The sequence below is a fragment of the Nocardioides pacificus genome (assembly GCF_054775955.1).
Genome location: NZ_BAAHCI010000005.1, coordinates 633158 through 650824 on the forward strand (window position 1 = coordinate 633158; position 17667 = coordinate 650824).

At 71.9% G+C, this 17667-nt stretch carries 18 protein-coding genes; 11 read left to right on the forward strand and 7 right to left on the reverse strand.

Annotated elements, in window-relative coordinates; all coding sequences use genetic code 11:
- Positions 1-161: 161 nt before the first annotated feature.
- Genes ACYU7L_RS05550 through ACYU7L_RS05560 form a run of 3 tightly spaced genes read left to right on the forward strand, consistent with a single transcriptional unit; the run spans position 162 to position 3816 of the window.
- The gene (locus tag ACYU7L_RS05550; RefSeq protein WP_460794309.1) at positions 162-1280 is read left to right on the forward strand and encodes a hypothetical protein; all 1119 of its coding nucleotides are present in this window, start codon (positions 162-164) and stop codon (positions 1278-1280) included.
- The gene (locus ACYU7L_RS05555) at positions 1277-2587 is read left to right on the forward strand and encodes a hypothetical protein (RefSeq protein WP_460794310.1); all 1311 of its coding nucleotides are present in this window, start codon (positions 1277-1279) and stop codon (positions 2585-2587) included. The genes ACYU7L_RS05550 and ACYU7L_RS05555 overlap by 4 nt, the downstream gene beginning before the upstream one ends.
- A complete protein-coding gene (locus ACYU7L_RS05560) occupies positions 2584-3816 on the forward strand; it encodes a hypothetical protein (protein ID WP_460794311.1) in 1233 nt (410 codons plus the stop codon). The genes ACYU7L_RS05555 and ACYU7L_RS05560 overlap by 4 nt, the downstream gene beginning before the upstream one ends.
- On the opposite strand, the gene ACYU7L_RS05565 is transcribed toward ACYU7L_RS05560, so the two are convergent.
- Positions 3777-4457, reverse strand: a complete 681-nt coding sequence (locus ACYU7L_RS05565) for an EcsC family protein (RefSeq protein ID WP_460794313.1) — start codon at positions 4455-4457, stop codon at positions 3777-3779. The genes ACYU7L_RS05560 and ACYU7L_RS05565 overlap by 40 nt on opposite strands.
- 58 nt (positions 4458-4515) lie before the next feature.
- Here ACYU7L_RS05565 and aat point away from each other — a divergent pair, with 58 nt between their 5' ends.
- Both aat and ACYU7L_RS05575 read left to right on the forward strand, forming a co-directional pair.
- On the forward strand, positions 4516-5238 hold the full coding sequence (aat, locus tag ACYU7L_RS05570; protein ID WP_460794314.1) for a leucyl/phenylalanyl-tRNA--protein transferase: 723 nt from the start codon (positions 4516-4518) through the stop codon (positions 5236-5238).
- 55 nt (positions 5239-5293) lie between these two features.
- Positions 5294-5728 (forward strand): hypothetical protein, encoded by a 435-nt coding sequence (locus ACYU7L_RS05575; protein ID WP_460794315.1) that lies wholly within the window; start codon positions 5294-5296, stop codon positions 5726-5728.
- A 24-nt stretch (positions 5729-5752) separates the two neighbouring features.
- Here ACYU7L_RS05575 and ACYU7L_RS05580 read toward each other — a convergent pair whose 3' ends face one another.
- Genes ACYU7L_RS05580 through ACYU7L_RS05590 form a run of 3 tightly spaced genes read right to left on the reverse strand, consistent with a single transcriptional unit; the run spans position 5753 to position 8286 of the window.
- A complete protein-coding gene (locus tag ACYU7L_RS05580) occupies positions 5753-6088 on the reverse strand; it encodes a rhodanese-like domain-containing protein (protein ID WP_460794317.1) in 336 nt (111 codons plus the stop codon).
- A gap of 9 nt (positions 6089-6097) precedes the next feature.
- Positions 6098-7423: an MFS transporter gene (locus ACYU7L_RS05585; RefSeq protein ID WP_460794318.1), complete on the reverse strand. Its 1326-nt coding sequence runs from the start codon at positions 7421-7423 to the stop codon at positions 6098-6100.
- Positions 7420-8286: an Fpg/Nei family DNA glycosylase gene (locus ACYU7L_RS05590; protein WP_460794319.1), complete on the reverse strand. Its 867-nt coding sequence runs from the start codon at positions 8284-8286 to the stop codon at positions 7420-7422. The genes ACYU7L_RS05585 and ACYU7L_RS05590 overlap by 4 nt, the downstream gene beginning before the upstream one ends.
- Before the next feature lie 89 nt (positions 8287-8375).
- Here ACYU7L_RS05590 and ACYU7L_RS05595 point away from each other — a divergent pair, with 89 nt between their 5' ends.
- The 5 genes from ACYU7L_RS05595 (at position 8376) to ACYU7L_RS05615 (ending at position 13201) form a co-directional block, all read left to right on the forward strand.
- A complete protein-coding gene (locus ACYU7L_RS05595) occupies positions 8376-8627 on the forward strand; it encodes a hypothetical protein (protein ID WP_460794321.1) in 252 nt (83 codons plus the stop codon).
- Between the two features lie 616 nt (positions 8628-9243).
- Positions 9244-10431 carry an AAA family ATPase gene (locus tag ACYU7L_RS05600; protein ID WP_460794322.1) on the forward strand — a complete coding sequence of 396 codons (1188 nt, stop codon included), beginning with the start codon at positions 9244-9246 and terminating at the stop codon, positions 10429-10431.
- A gap of 121 nt (positions 10432-10552) precedes the next feature.
- Complete coding sequence (locus tag ACYU7L_RS05605) at positions 10553-11281, forward strand: hypothetical protein (protein ID WP_460794323.1); 729 nt, start codon at positions 10553-10555, stop codon at positions 11279-11281.
- Between the two features lie 190 nt (positions 11282-11471).
- Positions 11472-12251 carry a glycerophosphodiester phosphodiesterase family protein gene (locus tag ACYU7L_RS05610; protein WP_460794324.1) on the forward strand — a complete coding sequence of 260 codons (780 nt, stop codon included), beginning with the start codon at positions 11472-11474 and terminating at the stop codon, positions 12249-12251.
- 11 nt (positions 12252-12262) lie between these two features.
- A complete protein-coding gene (locus ACYU7L_RS05615) occupies positions 12263-13201 on the forward strand; it encodes a DUF5926 family protein (protein WP_460794325.1) in 939 nt (312 codons plus the stop codon).
- A 253-nt stretch (positions 13202-13454) separates the two neighbouring features.
- On the opposite strand, the gene ACYU7L_RS05620 is transcribed toward ACYU7L_RS05615, so the two are convergent.
- Positions 13455-14531: a glycoside hydrolase family 16 protein gene (locus ACYU7L_RS05620; RefSeq protein WP_460794326.1), complete on the reverse strand. Its 1077-nt coding sequence runs from the start codon at positions 14529-14531 to the stop codon at positions 13455-13457.
- A 212-nt stretch (positions 14532-14743) separates the two neighbouring features.
- Here ACYU7L_RS05620 and ACYU7L_RS05625 point away from each other — a divergent pair, with 212 nt between their 5' ends.
- The gene (locus ACYU7L_RS05625) at positions 14744-15511 is read left to right on the forward strand and encodes a hypothetical protein (RefSeq protein ID WP_460794327.1); all 768 of its coding nucleotides are present in this window, start codon (positions 14744-14746) and stop codon (positions 15509-15511) included.
- 129 nt (positions 15512-15640) lie between these two features.
- On the opposite strand, the gene ACYU7L_RS05630 is transcribed toward ACYU7L_RS05625, so the two are convergent.
- A complete protein-coding gene (locus tag ACYU7L_RS05630; protein ID WP_460794328.1) occupies positions 15641-16999 on the reverse strand; it encodes a VWA domain-containing protein in 1359 nt (452 codons plus the stop codon).
- Entirely contained in the window at positions 16996-17664 is a 669-nt protein-coding gene (locus ACYU7L_RS05635; protein WP_460794329.1) for a TerD family protein, read from the reverse strand. Before ACYU7L_RS05635 ends, ACYU7L_RS05630 begins: the two co-directional genes overlap by 4 nt.
- Between the last annotated feature and the right edge of the window lie 3 nt (positions 17665-17667).

Below are 17667 nucleotides of genomic sequence, written 5' to 3' on the forward strand. Positions count from 1 at the left end.
CATGGACACCACGCTCGGCGAGGCGAAGGGGCGAAGGTCCCCCAGCCAAGGGTCGGCAGGAAACGGCCGGGACAGCCTGTGGCGCACGTTCGCAATCGGATCTGCCCGCCCCGCATCGCCTGAGAGGCGGGGGCCCAGCGTCGTACGGCAGAATCACCCCCATGAGTCGTCGCGTCTACATCCACATCGGGGCGCCCAAGACCGGCACCACCTATCTGCAGGACCGGCTCATGCGCAACGCCGCGTCGCTGGCCGCGCACGACGTGATCGTGCCGACGAAGTCGCGGATGGTCGACGCCGACCTCTTCCACTTCCGTGCGGCCCTCGACCTGCTGGGTCAGGACTGGGGCGGCGCCCCCGGTCACGCGGCGGGCAGCTGGGACACCATGGTGCGGCGGGTACGACGCGCCGAGGGCACCGTGATCATCAGCCACGAGATCCTCGCCCCCGCACCCCCCGACAAGGTCGCCCAGGTGATGCGCGATCTCGCCGGCAGCGAGATCCACATCGTCTACAGCGCGCGCGACCTCGGCCGCCAGCTGCCCGCCGCCTGGCAGGAGAGCATCAAGCAGGGCCGCAAGTGGAGCTTCCGACGCTTCCTCGACCGCGTCGAGAAGGGCGGCTCGTGGTTCCACAAGGCCTTCGACCTGCCGACTGTGCTCACCACCTGGGGCACCAACCTGCCGCCCGAGCGGGTCCACGTCGTGACGGTGCCGCCCTCGGCCGCAGCCCCGGCGGTCACGCTCGGCGGCGCGGCTCGCAGTGACGAGCTGTGGCTGCGCTTCTGCCGGGTGTTCGACATCGACCCGGCCTGGGCGCCGCTCGACAGCGAGCGGACCAACCGCTCCCTGGGCATCGCGGAGACGCAGCTGATCCGCCAGCTCAACCGACGGATGGGGCGCGAGGTGCGCCGCGACCAGCGCTACGACGTGCTCGTGCGCGACCTGCTCGCCCACGACCAGCTCGCCCGGCGCAGCTCGACGCCCGTCCGGCTGCACCCGCGGCGCTTCCCCTGGGCCGAGGAGCAGGCGGAGCGCTGGATCGAGTGGATCGAGGGCAGCGGCGTCGACGTGGTCGGCGACGTCGCCGACCTGCGTCCGGTGCGGCCCGCCGAGGACGCGATCTGGAGCAACCCCGACCGGGTGGGCGCTCGCCGCCAGCTCGAGGTCGCGCTCGACGCCCTCGAGACGATGACCCGGGAGGCGGCCAACCGCCCCGACCCCGACCGCGCGCTGGGGCAGCGGATCCGTGCCCAGGCCAAGAAGCTGCGGAGCACGTGAGCGCCGCAACGGCCGGAATCGTCCGCGCTCGGGAGTGGGTCGACCACCTCCGCGCCGGCGGCACCACGCCCTGGCTCGAGTGGCGGGGTCCCGTCGAGACCGACGTGGACCCGGCCTCCGCTCGATCGGTGCCCGCCGAGCAGCTGCTCCCCGGCGCCCAGCAGCTCGAGCTGGTGCGCCGGATCAACCTCGAGTCGGCGTCGGGCGCGCCCGCTGAGCTGGTCGAGCGGGTGCTCACCGCGAGCGCACCGGGCCGGGGCGCACTCGACCTCCCGCTGGTCGGTGTCTCCGACGGCGATCCCTTCGGTGCCCGACCGGTCGACCCCGCCACGATCCCCGCGCCCGAGCTGCTGCGCCTGGCCACCGGTCTGATCGCCGACGACGCGGCGAGCTCGACCGCTCCGGCTTCCCCCGCCGTCGACCCCGCCGTCGACCCAGCCGTCGCGCCTGCCGTCGACCCCGGCCCCACGCCGCGGTCCCTGCCCTGGCGCCGTCGCCCGCAGTTCGTCGGCGACCCGCTCCTGGCTGGTGTGCTGCGCGACCAGCTGGTGGCCCAGCGCTACGCGCCCGGCCGGGTCGACGTCCTCGTGCTGGGCGGCGACCTCGAGCACCTGCTCGGCGCCGTGTGGACCGCCCGGGTCGTCGCGGGCAAGGCGGTGTCCTGGTCCGCGTTCTGCCACAGCTGGGCCGAGCGCGACCGGCTCCCACCGCGCGCCGACCTCGCGGCGCTGGCCGCGACCTGGTCGCGTCGGGGGCGTCGCGTCCGCATCGTCACCGACCCGACCGCGCTCTCTCGCCTGATGCGCACCCGGCGTGCCCTCGCCATCCCTCCGCCCGTTCCGGCCGCTGCGGCCGAGATCGCGCAGCGCGTCTCCCAGGTGCTCGGCGTGCTGGTGCCCGCCGAGCAACGCCCGGCGCTCACCCGCGCCGTACTCGCCTCGGCCAGCGCCGCCGCCCGGCCCACACCCCGGGGCGCCTCACCCCAGGACTCCGGGCTCCAGGACTCCGGGCTCCAGCTGCCGCCCGTCGTCCCCGCCGAGTGTCGGCCCTGGCTCCTCGAGCAGGCCGGCCGGCAGCGTGAGTCGCTGGCCGCGGCTGAGTACCCTGTGCACGGCCGGCTCGAGACCCTGCTGCCCGCCGAGTCGCCCGCGACCCACGAGCGGCCAGATGCCGCAGCGCTGACCGTGGCCGTGCGGATGCTGCTCGACACCGGCCCGCGATCCATTCATCAGGGCCCGGGATCCATCCATCAGGGCCCGAGATCCATCCATCAGGGGGAGCGACGAGAGACGAGGGACCAGGCGTGACGACCAAGCGGGTGCTGGTGCACGTCGGCACCCCCAAGACCGGCACGTCGTACTTCCAGGACGTGCTGTTCCGCAACCGCGAGCTGCTGCGGGAGTCGGGGATCCTCTATCCCGCCGAGCGCTTCGACGCCCAGTTCCTCGCCGCGCTCGACCTGATGCGGCTGCCGTGGGGCGGGCTCGAGGCCGACGCCGTCGGCGCCTGGGAACGGCTCGCCGGCGAGGTGCGCGACTTCCACGGCACCGCGATCATCAGCCACGAGATCCTGGCCACCGCCACGCGGGCCCAGGCCGACCGGGCGCTGGCGTCACTGGGCCACGAGCCGGGCGGCCACGGCCGAGGTCCGGAGGTCCACCTGGTGCTCTCCGTGCGCGACCTGGTCCGCCAGATCCCCGCGGAGTGGCAGGAGAACGTCAAGCACCGCAGCACCGCCAGCTATGCGCGGTTCCTCGAGATGATCCGCGACCCCGAGCGCCAGGGCCGGATCCCCACCTGGTTCTGGGCGGCCCAGGAGATCCCCGACATCCTGTCGCGCTGGGGACACTCGCTGCCGCCCGAGCGGGTCCACCTCGTCACGGTGCCCGCCCCCGGTGCGCCCCGCGACCTGCTCTGGCAGCGGTTCAGCACGGTCTTCGGCCTCGACGGGCTCGAGCTCGACATGGCGGCCGACCGCTCCAACCCCTCGATGGGCGCCCCCGAGACGACGTTCATCCGGCGGCTCAACCGCGCCGTCAACCGGGTCGTGGAGCCGGCCGACTACCGTCCCCTCGTGCGGGAGCTGCTCGCCCACCAGACGCTGTCGCGTCGTACGACGTCGCCGCGGCTGGCGCTGCCGCCGCAGGACCACCCGTGGGCGCAGGAGGTGGCCGACCGCTGGATCCAGGCCATCGAGGAGCGCGGGTACGACGTCGTCGGCGACCTCGCCGACCTGCGCGGCGGGCCGCCCGCCGAGGACTACACCGACCCCGACCGGCCCCGTGAGCGGCTGGTCTCCGCGGCGGCGCTGGACGCCACCCGGGCCCTGCTGCTGGAGAACGCGCGCCTGCGGCAGAGCGAGGAGCGCCTGGTCGCCGAGCTGAGCGAGACCCGGCAGGCGCTCGAGCGTGCCCACCTGCGCCCGTCGTACCGGCTGCGCGAACGGATCGTGCACCGTCTCGACGCGTCCCGGACGGGCGCGGTGCTGATGCGGGTCTATCGCCGGGCGCGGGGCAGGAGCTCCCTCTCCGCATAGCGGCCGATCTGCCAGGTCGACCAGCCGTCGCTGCCCGCGCCCACCAGCCCGCCGACGATCGGCACCCGACGCCCGACCGTCGTGACCACCTGCTTGCCGGCGACCTTGCCGAGCATGGCGGCCGCCACCTCGCCGGACACCAGGCGGTCGAGCGCGGGGTCGTGGGTGGGGGCGGTGGCCAGCGCCATCGGCGGGGCCGGGATCTTGCGCTTCTTGAGGAGCTTCTCGACCTCGTCCTCACCCAGCAGCGTGACGAGCAGAGCGTTGCGCACCCGGGGGTCCTCGAGGTCATAGCCGCGCAGGTGGCCGATGCCAGCGATCATCCGGCACTGCACCAGGGCCAGCCCGGTCACGTTGACGGGGATCGTCACAGCCGCGGTGACCAGACCGCCCAGGTTGGTGACGAAGCCCTGGGCGCCGGCGTAGCGCACGTGGTTCTCGATGACCTCGCGGATCGCCAGCTTCGCGTCGCCCTTCTGCTCGGCAAGCTGCTTGTCGGCAGCCTCCGCGGCGGGAGGGAGCGGGCCGACGCCGCGGATGGCGCGGTTGAGCGCCTCCCGCGCGAAGCCGCTGCTCAGGCCGGGGGCCATCTGCGCGGCCTTGGGCAGCAGGGCCCGGCTGACGTTGCTCTTCACGCTCATGGGCTCGATCCTACGGAGCGGGCGGTGGTGGCCGCGGGGGACTCGCTACCGTTTGCCCGTGCCTGTCGAGCCGTCACCCACGCCCTGGGACTTCGGCGACCCCGCGCGCTTCGACGAGCGCGGCGAGCTCGCCGAGGACGACCTCGTCGCGATCGGGGCCGACCTCGCGCCCGGCACGATCCTCGCGGCCTACCGGCGCGGGCTCTTCCCGATGCCGTCCGGCGAGCAGGGGGACCCGCCGTACTGGTTCTGCCCGGTGAGTCGCGGTGTGCTGCCGCTGGACGGGCTGGTCGTGTCCCGCTCCCTGCGCCGCGCCGTGCGCGACTACGAGATCCGGGTGGACACGGCGTTCGCCGAGGTGGTCGATGCGTGCGGCGACCCGCGCCGCCCCGGTGGCTGGATCGACGGCGACATCCGCGCGGCGTACGTCGGGCTGCACCGGCTCGGCTGGGCGCACTCGGTCGAGGCCTGGCGTGACGGCGTGCTCGTCGGCGGTCTCTATGGGCTCGCGATCGGGGGGCTCTTCGCGGGGGAGTCGATGTTCCACCGGGCGCGTGACGCCTCCAAGGTCGCCCTCGTCGGTCTCGTCGAGATGCTGCACGACGAGCACGTCGGCGACCGGCTCCTCGACGTGCAGTGGAGCACGCCGCACCTGGCCTCGCTCGGCGTCGTGGAGATGGCCCGCCGCGACTACCTCCAGCGGCTGGACCGGGCGCTCGCCGTACCGCTTCCGGAGTCGTTCGGCGGCCCGCCGAGCAAGCGATTGGCTCCGGGGGCATGAACCGTGGTGGATTGGGCAGGGTCTCGCCCCGAGACCACCACACGGAGGAGAACACATGAAGCCCCTTTCCCTGGCTGCCGGCCTGATCCTGATGAGCGGGGTGCTCGTCGGGTGCGGCGGCGGCGACGCGCCGACCGACGCGTCCAAGGCCGACTTCTGCGAGACCTACGTCGACACGGACGCGCTGACCGAGGAGGACGCCACCGGCGCCGACGTGCGCGACTGGGCCGACAACCTGGAGGAGACCGGGACCCCCGAGGACATCTCCGACGACGCGCGCAAGGGCTTCGAGGTGTTCCTCGAGGCGGCGAAGGACATCGACGAGGACGCGAAGGCCGACGACATCGAGGAGCCTGACGTCAGCGCCGAGGAGGAGAAGCAGCTCGAGGCGTTCGGTGAGTACGTCGGCAAGACGTGCACCGAGGAGATGCAGAAGAAGATGGAAGAGGAGATGCCGGAGCTTCCCGACATGGAGGAGAGCACCGAGTGACTCCTCCTTCCCCTGCGGCGTGGGTCAGACCACCCGCGGGGGAAGGCCCGTCTCGCTCACCATCGGGCGGCCGGCGCCGGCCCAGTCGAGCATCCCGCCGTCGAGGTTGACCACCTCGCGTCCCTGCTGGGTGAGCCAGGCCACGGCCTGCGCGGAGCGACCGCCGATCTTGCAGACCACCAGGGTCTGCTCCGTCGGCACCTCGTCGAGGCGCTGCACGAGCTGCGAGAGCGGCACGTGCAGCGCCCCTTCGATGTGGGCGTTGTCCCACTCGACCTGTTCGCGTACGTCGAGGATGCGCAGGCCGGCGGGCAGCGGATCGGGCACACCGTCGACGCCGACGGTGGGGATCTGGGTCATGGGACCACGCTAACCCGCGGGCGTCGCGACGTCGCGCGGTCCCCGCACCGGTGCCCTGCGCGACCACACGACGACCGGGATCAGCAGCAGGGCCAGGAAGCCCCCGGCGAGCGAGAGCGTGGCGAAGCTGGAGGCGCCCACCACGACCCCCGAGACCGCCCCGCCCGACGCGCCGGCGAGCGCGACCAGCACGTCGAGCGTGCCTTGGGTCCGCGCACGGGTCTCCATCGGCGCCGCGTCGACGACCAACGCCGTACCGCTGATCAGGCCGAAGTTCCAGCCCAGCCCCAGCAGCACCAGGGCCGTCGTGAGCACGAGCAGCGAGTCGCCGGGCGCGAGCGCCGCGACCAGGCCGGCGGCGAGCAGGGTGGCCCCTGCCGCGACGGCCATCGGGACCCGCCCGACCCGGTCGACGAGACGGCCGGTGATCAGCGAGGGCAGGAACATCGCGCCCACGTGCATGCCGATGACGAAGCCCACCGCGTCCAGGCTGTGGCCGTGGTGGCGCATGTGCACCGGGGTCATCGTCATGATCGCCACCATCGCGATCTGGGTGAGGACCATGACCGTCGCGCCGACGGCCACGCCGCGGCGGGCCAGGGCGGACATGCTCGGGGTGCCGGGGGCGGCGTCGGCGTTGCCGGCCGCCGGGGTGCTGGCTTCCGAGGCGGCGACCGCGCGGGCGACGAGGTAGGGGTCGGGCCGCAGGGCGACCGACAGCACGAGCCCGGCTGCGCCGTACGCCACCGCAGCGAGGAGGAACGGGCCGGCGAGACGGGGGATGCCGATGACGTCCGCGAGGTCGCCGAGCAGACCGACGGAGTTGGGACCGGCGACCGCGCCGAAGGTGGTCGCGACCAACGCCACCGAGACCGCGCTGCCCCGGCTCTGCGGCGGTGCGAGGTCGGTGCCGGCGTAGCGAGCCTGCAGGTTGGTGGCGGTGCCGGCGCCGTAGACGAACATCGCAGGGAAGAGCAGTGCCGGGCTGTCCAGCGCCGCCGCGGCGACGATCCCGAGCGCCCCCGCGGCGCCCGTGAGGAAGCCGGTCGCCAGGCCGAGACGGCGCCCGGAGCGGTGCGAGAGGCGGCCGACGAGGTACGCCGCGAGCGCGGACCCGAGGGTGAAGAGGGCGGCGGGCAGCCCGGCGATGCCCTCGCCGCCGACCATGTCCTGGGCGAGCAGCGCCCCGACCGTGACGCCGGCCGCCAGCCCCGCTCCGCCGAACACCTGGGAGACGACGACCACGCGCAGGGTGCGGCGGTGCAGCGCCTCGCGGGCAGCCGGGGAGGCTGCCACCACGGCCACGTCGGGCCGCGCCGTCGGATGGCGCGTCACTTGAGCAGTCGCGACATGCGCCGGTCGGCGAGCGTCTTGCCGCCGGTCTGACAGGTGGGGCAGTACTGCAGACTCGAGTCGGCGAACGACACCTCGCGCACGACGTCGCCGCAGACGGGGCACTTCTGCCCCGTGCGCCCGTGGACCGACAGGTTCGACTTCTTCTCGCCCTTGAGCTCGCTGGCCGCGAGGCCGCGCGAGCGCTCGACGGCGTCGCCGAGCACCGTGCGGATCGCGTCGTAGAGGATCTCGAGCTCGTCGTCGGTGAGGCTGTTGGCCGGCTTGAACGGCGAGAGCCGTGCGGCGTGCAGCAGCTCGTCGGAGTAGGCGTTGCCGATGCCCGCGATCGTCCCCTGGTTGCGCAGGATCCCCTTGATCTGGGAGCGCCCGGCGTCGGCCAGGATCTGCGCGAGCAGGTCGCGGGTGAAGTCGTCGCTCAGCGGGTCGGGGCCGAGGCGGGCGATGCCGGGCACGTCCTGGGGGTCGCGCACGACGTACATCGCCAGGCTCTTCTTGGTGCCCGCCTCGGTGATGTCGAGGCCGTGCTCGTCGTCGATCACGACACGAGCCGCCATCGGCGACTTGTTGCTGGGCTTGGGTGGCAGCTTGGGCACCTCGTCGCGCCAGCGCACCCAGCCCGCCCGCGCGAGGTGCAGCACCAGGTGCAGCCCGGAGGCCTCGATGTCGAGGAACTTGCCGTGCCGGGTGACGTCGTCGACCAGCGTCCCCTCGAGCGCCGACAGCGGCGGGTCGAAGGTCTTCAGGGCGCTGAACGCAGCCAGGTGGACCTTGGTGATGGCGTGGTCCTTCAGCCGGCCCTTCAAGTCGAGGGCCAGGGCTTCCACCTCGGGCAGCTCGGGCACGTCGGTCAGTCTAGGGCGCGGGGGTGCGCGGCGGGCGGGACCTGCGCGGACCCGTGACAGCGCCGGGGGCGCGGGGGCATCATGGATGGATGTACCCCGCGCGACCGCTCCCCGCGGCGGGCTCGATCTTCCTCGACGCCCGCGGCGACGACCGCGCGCTGCGCGTCTCGTGGCACCACGACGACGGCCTCGTCGTCCTCTCCCTGTGGCGCGAGAACGTCTGCGCCGGCTCCTTCCGCCTCGGCGTCGACGAGGTCCCCGCCCTGATCGACCTGCTCCGCGCCGGCCTCGACACCGCCTACGACATCGCCGCCGGCCAGCGCACCGCCCGCGGCGCCTGAGCCGGCGCCGTCCGTCCCTGAACTGCCACCGCCCGGCCTGCCGTTTGGTCCCCAACGGCAGGTATTTCCGGCAGATCCATGTCGTCTCTGCCCAATCGGCGACGTCACTGACCGGCACTCAGCCAGCCACATCCCGCTTCCGACGAGCGTCGCTCGCGGCGACCCCCGTCGGCTGCGTCGCGCGGACGTCGTAACGACGTGTGTCGTCGACCTGGCGGAGTCGATCGCCGGCGAGGTCGTACGACGAGAGCGCCTGGCGAGAGGGGGCGCCGTTTGGTCAGAGACAGCATGCGTATCAGCGAAATCCGTGCCGTTGGGGACCAAACGGCAGCGATGGGCGGCGGCGGCATGCAGGTTCTGACCAATGGGTGACGTCGCGATCATTGGTCGGGCGTCCGCGCCGCTTGTCGTCGTACGACGAGAGCTCGTCGCCGCAGGCTGGGGGAGTCGGTGCGACCTCCAGGGGCGAGGACCAGGGCCGCCGATTGGGCAGAGACTGCACCGGATTCCGCGAAATGCACGCCGTTGGGGACCAAACGGCAGCAGCCCCGACGCCACCTCACAACACGCTACCGAAATCTAGCCCCAGTCCTAGACGCCCCGATATCGTCCGGACATGGATCCCATCCGCAATCCCTATGCCCCCGGCGCCGGACAGCGCCCGCCCGAGCTGGCCGGGCGTGATCGGGAGCTGCGGCAGTTCGAGGTGACGTTGGAGCGGGTCGCGGCGGGGCGACCGGAGCGGAGCATGGTGCTCTCCGGGCTGCGCGGGGTGGGAAAGACCGTGCTGCTCAACGCGTTGCGCTCGCAGGCGGTCAAGCGGGCGTGGGGGACGGGCAAGATCGAGGCGCGGCCCGACCAGAGCATCCGGATCCCGATGGCCCAGGCCGTGCACGCGGGGATCCGTGAGGTGTCCCACCGTCATCGCGACCCCGACCGGGTGGACGCCGTGGCCGGGGTGCTGAAGAGCTTCGCCCTGCGGACGTCGGCCGAGGACCGCAAGGGGATGCGTTGGTCGCCGCCGATCGACGTGGCCGCCACCCGGGGCCGCGCGGACTCCGGCGACCTGGAGCTCGACCTCGTCGAGCTCTTCTCCGACGTCGCCGAGCTGGCGGGAGACCTGGGTGTCGGCATGGCGGTCTTCATCGACGAGATGCAGGACATCCCGGCCGCCGAGCTCGCGGCCCTGTGCGGCGCCTGTCACGAGATCAGCCAGCAGGGTGCGCCGTTCATCGTGGTGGGCGCCGGCCTGCCGCACCTGCCGGTGGCGCTGGCCGCCTCCAAGTCCTACGCGGAGCGGCTGTTCCGCTACGTCTCTGTGGATCGCCTCCCCCGGGAGATGGCGGATCGGGCCTGGCGGGTCCCGGCGTCCACCGAGGACGTCGACTTCGAGCCCGGGGCGCTCGACGAGCTCTACCGCCTCACCGACGGCTATCCCTACTTCGTGCAGGCCTACGGCAAGGTCACCTGGGATGCGGCCGTCGGGTCGCCGGTCCGCGTCGAGGACGTGCAGGTGGCGGCGCCGGAGGCGGAGGCCGAGCTCGCCGTCGGGTTCTTCGGTGCCCGCTACGACCGGGCGACGCCGGCCGAGCGTGACTACATGGTGGCGATGGCCGATCTGGGGGCCGACAACGCCGACGGTCCCGTCTCCACCGCCGACGTGGCGCGCCACCTCGATCGCAAGCCCCAGTCGCTGTCCCCGGCCCGGGACGGACTGATCAAGAAGGGGCTGGTCTTCTCCGCGGAGCGGGGGAGTGTCGCGTTCACGGTGCCGCACTTCGGAGCGTTCCTCCGCTCGCGCTGACGAGACCTGTTCGGAAACTGAGATGTCACACCCCGTGTGACTGCTTGTGACACTTCGCCCCGTAGGTTGTTCGACAGCCGGACGCGGGAGCCGTCCGGATCAACTACAGAGGGAGAACCACGTGCAGATGACGCGCGTAGCAAAGCTGTTGACCACGGCCGTCCTGAGCGGCGCAGTGGCACTCTCGGGAGCCCAGCTCGCTGGTGCATCCGCCCTGCCGGCCAGCCTGACTGTCGCCCAGACAGGCGCTGGGCCGGCCACCACGACCGTCAAGACGGTCTCCGGTGCCGACACCTCGGCGTCCGAGCGGGCCAAGGCCCCCCGCGCCAAGCGGGTCGCCCGCAAGCAGCGCACCGGCAAGAAGATCGCCGAGCGCAAGCGGGCGATCTATCGCGAGGTCCTCGCCGACCCCAAGATGACCGACCTCGAGGACCTCGGTCCGCAGATCGAGACGGCGGCCAAGCAGGGCCTGGCGCGCCTCAACCAGCTCGCCAAGAACCTCCGCAAGGCCAAGAGCCCCAAGCGCGCCACCGCGATCGTGAAGCGGCTGCGCGCCCTCCAGGCCAAGGAGCTGCACGACGTGGGCCGCACGGCCGTCGCCGCCTTCTACGCCCAGGAGGACCCGAGTGCCATCCGTGATGTGCTCGAGATCATCGAGGGCTCGCCGCTCGCGGGTCCCCTCGCTCCGGTGCTCGGGCTGATCCGCGGCATCGTTGACATGATCGACTCCACGCCGCTGGGCAAGGTCCTCTCCATCGTCGACACCCTGCTGGGCGGCCTCACCGGGCTGCTGAAGAACCTGATCTCGATGCTGCCCATCCCGACGCTGCCCGCCTCGGCCGGTCGCTGATCCGGCACTGACGCCGGCACGACCCAGCACTGGCTCCAGGCAGCACCGTCCGCTCGGGACTCCCCACGTGGACCCCCCTCGTGGACCCCCGACGTGGACACTGCGGCGGGTCGGGTGCACCATTTCGAGGCCGACATCCGTCGACCCAGATGGTCATCCGACCCGCCGTTCTCTGTTTGCGAGGAGATGCATGAGGCCGAAGGTGGTCGCCCACCGAGGCGCCAGCCACGACGTCGCGGAGCACACCCTCGCCGCCTACCTCGCAGCGCTCGACGCCGGCGCCGAGGGACTCGAGTGCGACGTACGCCTGACCGCCGACGGTCACCTCGTCTGCGTGCACGACCGTGACCTGCGGCGTACGGCGCGCACCCGCGGCGTGGTCTCCACGATGGAGCTCGCGGAGCTCAGCGACCTCGACTTCTCCTCGTGGAAGAACCCCTGGGCCGACCTCGACGACGAGCGTCCCGAGCGCGACGAGGAGCTCGACCGGGTCCTCACGCTGCGCCGGCTCCTCGAGACCGTCGCCGACTATGGCCGTCCCGTCGAGATCGCCATCGAGACCAAGCACCCGACTCGCTATGCGGGCCTCGTCGAGCGACGCGTGGTGGAGCTGCTGCGCGACTTCGGCTGGGACCGGGCCGACTCGCCGGCCAAGGTGATGAGCTTCTCCGCGACCGCCCTGCGCCGGGTCGAGCGGCTCGCGCCGGACCTGCCGGTGGTGATGCTCATCGACAAGGCACACCACTGGCCGATGCTGCGCCGCGTGATCGGAGCGGACTGGGCACTGGGACCCGGGGTCACCGAGTTGCGCGACCACCCCGGCTTCGCGCGCCGGTTGCAGGAGACCGGCCGGGAGATCAACGTGTGGGTCGTCAACACCCCCGAGGACCTCGAGGTGTGTCTGCGCTATGGCGTCGCATCGGTCATCACCGACCGGCCGGCCTACATGCGGGAGCTGCTCGGCATATAGGTTCGTCTGTCATGGGAAAGAGCTCGCGCACCAAGGCCCGTGACCAAGCGACCGGTACGCCCGGGGAGGTGGGGCCTCGCCAGCCGTGTCCGTGCGGCTCGGGGAAGCGCTACAAGGCGTGCCACGGCTCGTCCGACCCGTCTGCCGTCGCGTTCGTCGTCCGCCCCTTCGAGGGCATGGCGTCGGAGTGCGACGTCATCGCGCTGCGGGAGCTGGTGCCGGCCGCGACCGCCCCGCTCACGCTGAAGGACTCCGACCGCTCGGTGCTGCTCTGCTCGCTGCTGCCCGGCGCCGCACCGGCCATGGTCCGCGAGGACGGCACGATCTGGCTGGGGCTGCAGGTCCAGCACCACTACGGCGACCCGGCTCGCGACGCGGGGGCCGTGCTCCAGCGTGCGCTCGAGGCTGCTCCCGGTGACGTCGTCGGACTCACCGAGGCCCCCGGGGACGGCCCGCGCCTGCAGGACCTCGTCACGGACCAGGCGCTCGAGATCACCGTGCACGAGGGCTTCGGCTATTGGCTGGCCGACGTCGAGGACCAGACCCCGGCGATGGCGGCGGCCCTCGAGCAGGCCAACAGGGCGGCGGCACCCACGGTGCGACTGAGCAGCGTCGAGGCGGCGTACTGGACCAACGTCGGGACCAAGGAGCACCTCCGCTGGGTGATGCCCGAGCCCGAGGACCAGCTGCTCGACGCGCTGGCCCGCCTGCACGCCGCCGGCAAGGACAACATCGCCGAGGGCTCGCGCCTGGTCGGCATGTTCCGTGCCCACGGGCTGCTGGCCCCGGTGTGGGACCTCCCTGTCGGCACCGGAGCCGAGGTGCTCGAGGCGCCCGCCTCCCAGTTCGCCGCCGACCTCGCAGAGGCGCTTGCGGACCCCACGCCACTCACCTCCGCCGAGCGTTCGACGCGGGCCGGTCTCACCAACCGCCAGGTCACCATCAGGTGAGGTGCGTCACTTTGCAAGAAATGCGGGTTTTGGGCTGTTGTCGAGCCTGAAGGTCCCGTACATTTTCCCCTGCCCGGCCGTTGTTGTATCCCCCGTCAGCAACGGCCGGGCCTTCCAATTTCGCTTGCAGTCGTCGTCGAGACCTGCCGGATGCGCCGGGTCCCGAGCCGCTGACGACTCGGGGACCCGGTCTCCCTCCCTGCGCGGGGTCCGACGTACGTCGGTCTCCCCCCAGCGCAAGCTCTGGTGGGCCTCAGCCCTGCTGGTAGATGCGCACCCAGTCGACCTCGAGGGCGATCGAGGACTTGCCGGCCGGGAGGGTCGGCCAGGCGCCGTCGATCTTGTGGGCGTGGGTCTGCAGACCGACCCACATCAGGGTGTCGGGGATCCGGACCTTGTCCGTCTCCACCTTCATCACCTGCCCGTCGAGCAGGTAGACGATCTCATCCGCCGACCAGCGCACCGACGCCGTGTGCCACTGGGTGAAGTCGCCGTCGACGAACCTCTGTGAGAGGCGGTGGTCGGACGGGGTCCCCCAGTGCGTCGTCATCATCATCTTCTCGCGGTCGCCCCAAGTCTCGGCGATCTCGTAGAAGTCGATCTCCGGGGGCCAGACGTTGTCCGAGGGCCACAGCAGGGCCGCGGCGGAGACGCCCTTGCCGGCGTCGAAGCGGATCCGGGCGTCGTAGCGGCCGTAGGTGCGTGCGCCCTGGTCCCAGTCCCAGCCGCCGACGCCTCCCGACACCCAGCGGCCGTTCTTCATGCTTGTGTGCAGCTTGAGGGTGCCGTCGGAGACCTCGACCTGGGAGGGGTCCCAGAAGGCGTCGGGGCAGCACCCCGGCCGGCCGTTGAAGGGCTCCCACTTGGTGGTGTCGAGACCGCTGGTGCCGAACTCGTCACCGGTGACGAACGTCCAGCTGTCAGAGGGCGGGGCCGGAGTCGGTGCGGGCGTCTGGACTGGCGTCGGTACCGGCGCTGGGGCCGGTGCGGGGGTCGGCGCGGGTCGGGTCTTCGGACGCTTGCAGTGACGGTGCTTGTGCAGTCGGGCCGGGCGGTTGCTGCGGTGCTTGCGCGGCCAGCACTTGCGGCGCTTGCGAGCGCTCGGCTCGGCCGTGGCCGACTTCTGGCCCTGGCCAGCCTGCGCCGCACCAGCGCGCGCCGCGCCCGTCTTCGTCGTACCGGCCTTCGCCGTACCCGTCTGGCCGGTGCCGACCTGGGTCGTGGCGGCAAGCCGTGTGGCGTCCTGCCCGACGGCCGGTGAGAAGGCGCTGAGTGTCGCCGCGGCCAAGAACAGCGTGACGATGATGGATCGGAGCCTGATGCCCGACATGTGGGGTCCTCCCGAGTCGACGGGCGCGCTCGTCGGGCCCTCCCCGGGGCGCACCATGCCCTCTCTTCGGTGCCGGGCGAGGTCACATTGAGACCGGTCGCGGGTTCTTTCCGCCCGACTTTTGAATCGCAACAAATCGAGCGAGCAAATGTGACGTGGTTAACATGCGGCAGCCCTCGCGGAAGGGCGGCCACCGTATTCGGGAGGAAACCGTGCATCTACGCAAGCTCATGGGGCTGTTGACCGCCCTGCTCGTCGCCATCGCCGCCTCAGTGGCGCTCACCGGACCGGCCCGCGCCGAGGCGCCGTCGGGGGCTGAGCCGACCGCCAGCGCCCGCGCCGCGGACTGCGCCGCCGAGAAGTCCGCCCTCACGAAGGCGAACAAGAAGGTCAAGGCGAAGAAGGCGCAGTTCAAGAAGGCCTCGAAGCAGCTGAAGAAGGCGAACAAGAAGGCCAACAAGGCGAAGGGCGCCAAGAAGGCCAAGGCGTCCAAGGCCAAGAAGAAGGCCAAGGCCAAGAAGATGCGCGCCAAGAAGGCGCTCAAGCGTGCACGTCAGGCCCAGGCCCGTGCGAAGCAGCGCCTGACCGCCTGCCAGAACGCGGGCGAGCCCGAGCCCGGGCCGGGCTCGCCGATCAGCCCGGAGCAGCTTTGCGCGATCCTGCCGATCCCGGGCATCTGCGACGCCGGCGGCGACGGCGGCGACGGCGGCTCCCCTGCTCCGACCCCGGACGAGGTCGTGGCCGGGCTGTGCGATCTGTCCCCCGAGCTGTGTCAGCTGATCGGTGGCGGTGAGGTGCCGACCTTCGAGGATGTCGTGGCTCAGCTTTGCGCGATCCCTGGCATCAGTGAGCTCTGCGCCGCCGCCGGTGGTGGCGGCGGACTGCCGGAGCTCCCGGAGCTGCCGATCCCGCCGCTGCCGCTGCCGGACGAGATCTGCGCCCTGCCCGTCCTCGGGGCGATCCTCTGCCCCACGCCCTGACCTCCAGGGCCGCAGCAGCACCAGCTCCACCGCCCCTGACGCATAGCTGACGGGGCACACGACCAGACGTCCCGGCCTCCACCAGGAGGCCGGGACGTCTGTCGTCTCAGAGGAGCTGGGTCGCCAGAGTCAGCGTGTCAGCAGACCCTGTGAGCGCGCCCGACGCAGCCAGTCCGGGTACTCGGTCATCAGCCGCTCGAACAGCGCGTCGTCGCTGATCGGGCTCCGCCCGAGGAGCTCGTCCTCGGAGACCGAGAAGAAGTCGGCGTTGTCGGTGAAGCGCCCATCGAGGTCGTCGAGCTTCTCCAGGAAGGGGAAGCCACGCGATCCGATGCCCATGAACTGCCAGAAGATCGGCTCGTACGACGCAGCGCGGACCTGCTTGGTCGCCACTGCCTTGTCCGAGGGCTCGCCGTCGGTCACGAACATGACGTAGACCGGCACGTCGGCCGGCTGTGGAGCAGTCCGCTCCTCGCTGGCGCCGAAGTAGTGCCTGCGCACAGCCGTCACCGCTGCGCCATAGCGGGTGTCGAACTCCAACGGGTGCTGCTTGAGCATGCCCTTCACGTATTCCGGATAGCCCTCCAGTCGCAGCCCGCCGGGCTGGTGGACCTGCTTCCCGAACAGGAAGACGTCGACCTCGCCGTCGTCGTCGAAGCGCAGGCCCAGGGCCAGCACCCGCTCGGCGAGGCGCTGGACGGCCCCGCGGGAGTAGAGACGGTTCATCGACCCGGAGATGTCGAGGACGAGGGCGACCCGGGCGGTGTGCTCGCCGAGGCCCTTCTTCTCCAGGCTCACGCCGGCCTTCTTGACGAGGCTGAGCATGCCGGTGTCGCCGGCGGAGGTGAGCTTCTTCTCCAGGTCGATCACCCGCCGCTTCTCGAGGCTGACGGTCTCGGCAGGAGGCGCAGGAGGCGCTGCGGCGGGCGCGGGGCTCGCCTCCGGCTCGTCGTCGACGGAGACGCCGACGTCGGTGGCCATCGCCCCCAGCCCGCCGGTCCACCCGCGACCCACGGCCCGGACCTTCCACTCGCCGCCGCGGCGGTAGACCTCCGCGAAGACCATCGCGGTCTCATCGGACGCCTCGAGCTCGGTGCGTACGGCGGGGATCCCGTCGCCGCCGTCGGCAGCGACCTCCACGCCCAGCCCGTCGAGATCGCCGAAGCGCCCCCCGTCGAGGGAGGCGCCGATGACGACCTTGTCGACGCCGCCGGGCACCCGACCCAGGTCGAGTGCGACCCGGTCGAGCGTCGTACCTCCGCGGGCGGACTTGCCGAGGTGGCGCACCGCGCCGTCGGCACCCGAGGGCTGGTTGTAGAAGACGAAGTCGGCGTCGCTGCGGACCCGACCGCTCTCGTCGCACAGGAAGGCCGACAGATCGGCGTCGACGCCGGTGCGCGCGACCCAGGTCAGCGTGACCACCACGGTGGGCCCGAGCCCGACCGCGGTGAGGCCGACGTTGCCGCCGCGCTGCAGCCGGTGGGTCACTTGCGGCCCTTCGCCCACTGCATGCCCCAGCCGTAGGACTTGTCGAGCTCGGCCTGGGACCCGTTGATGTAGCGCACCTCCCGGTCCACGCGCAGAGCGCCGCCATCGTTGGTGAGCATCGCGATCGCGCAGGTGATCGCCGAGTTGGAGGTCTCGTCGAGACGGATCTCGATGGGGGCGGCGCCGATCGGGTGGAGCGTGACGACGCCGTCGGCGGCGGCCCAGTTGGGCGTGCCCTCATAGATGAAGGCGAAGACCAGGACCCGCTTGATCTCGGAGAGCCGGTCCAGGTTGACCGTCAACGTCTCGCCCGCGGCGTTCTGGCCGGAGCGGTCGTCGCCGTCGAGCATGACGTAGGGCGCGGAGTCCAGCGAGCCGAACGCGTTGCCGAGAGCCTGTACGACGCCCTTGCGGCCGTCCTGGAGCTCCCACAGCGCGGCCAGGTCGAGGTCGACGCCCGAGGAGCGGGCCTTGCGGAACAGCCCCTTGGCGGGAGCCGCCGTCTGGGCCCAGTTGAGGTTGATCCGCATCTGACCCGAGGCGCCCTGGCCCTTGGCCAGCGAGATCGAGGGAGCGGACTTGGTGAGCGTGACCTTGCTGAGAGAAACGCCCGCCCCACCCCCTCCGTCGCCGGAGGGAGCGGGGCGCTTGGTGTAGTCGACCATGAG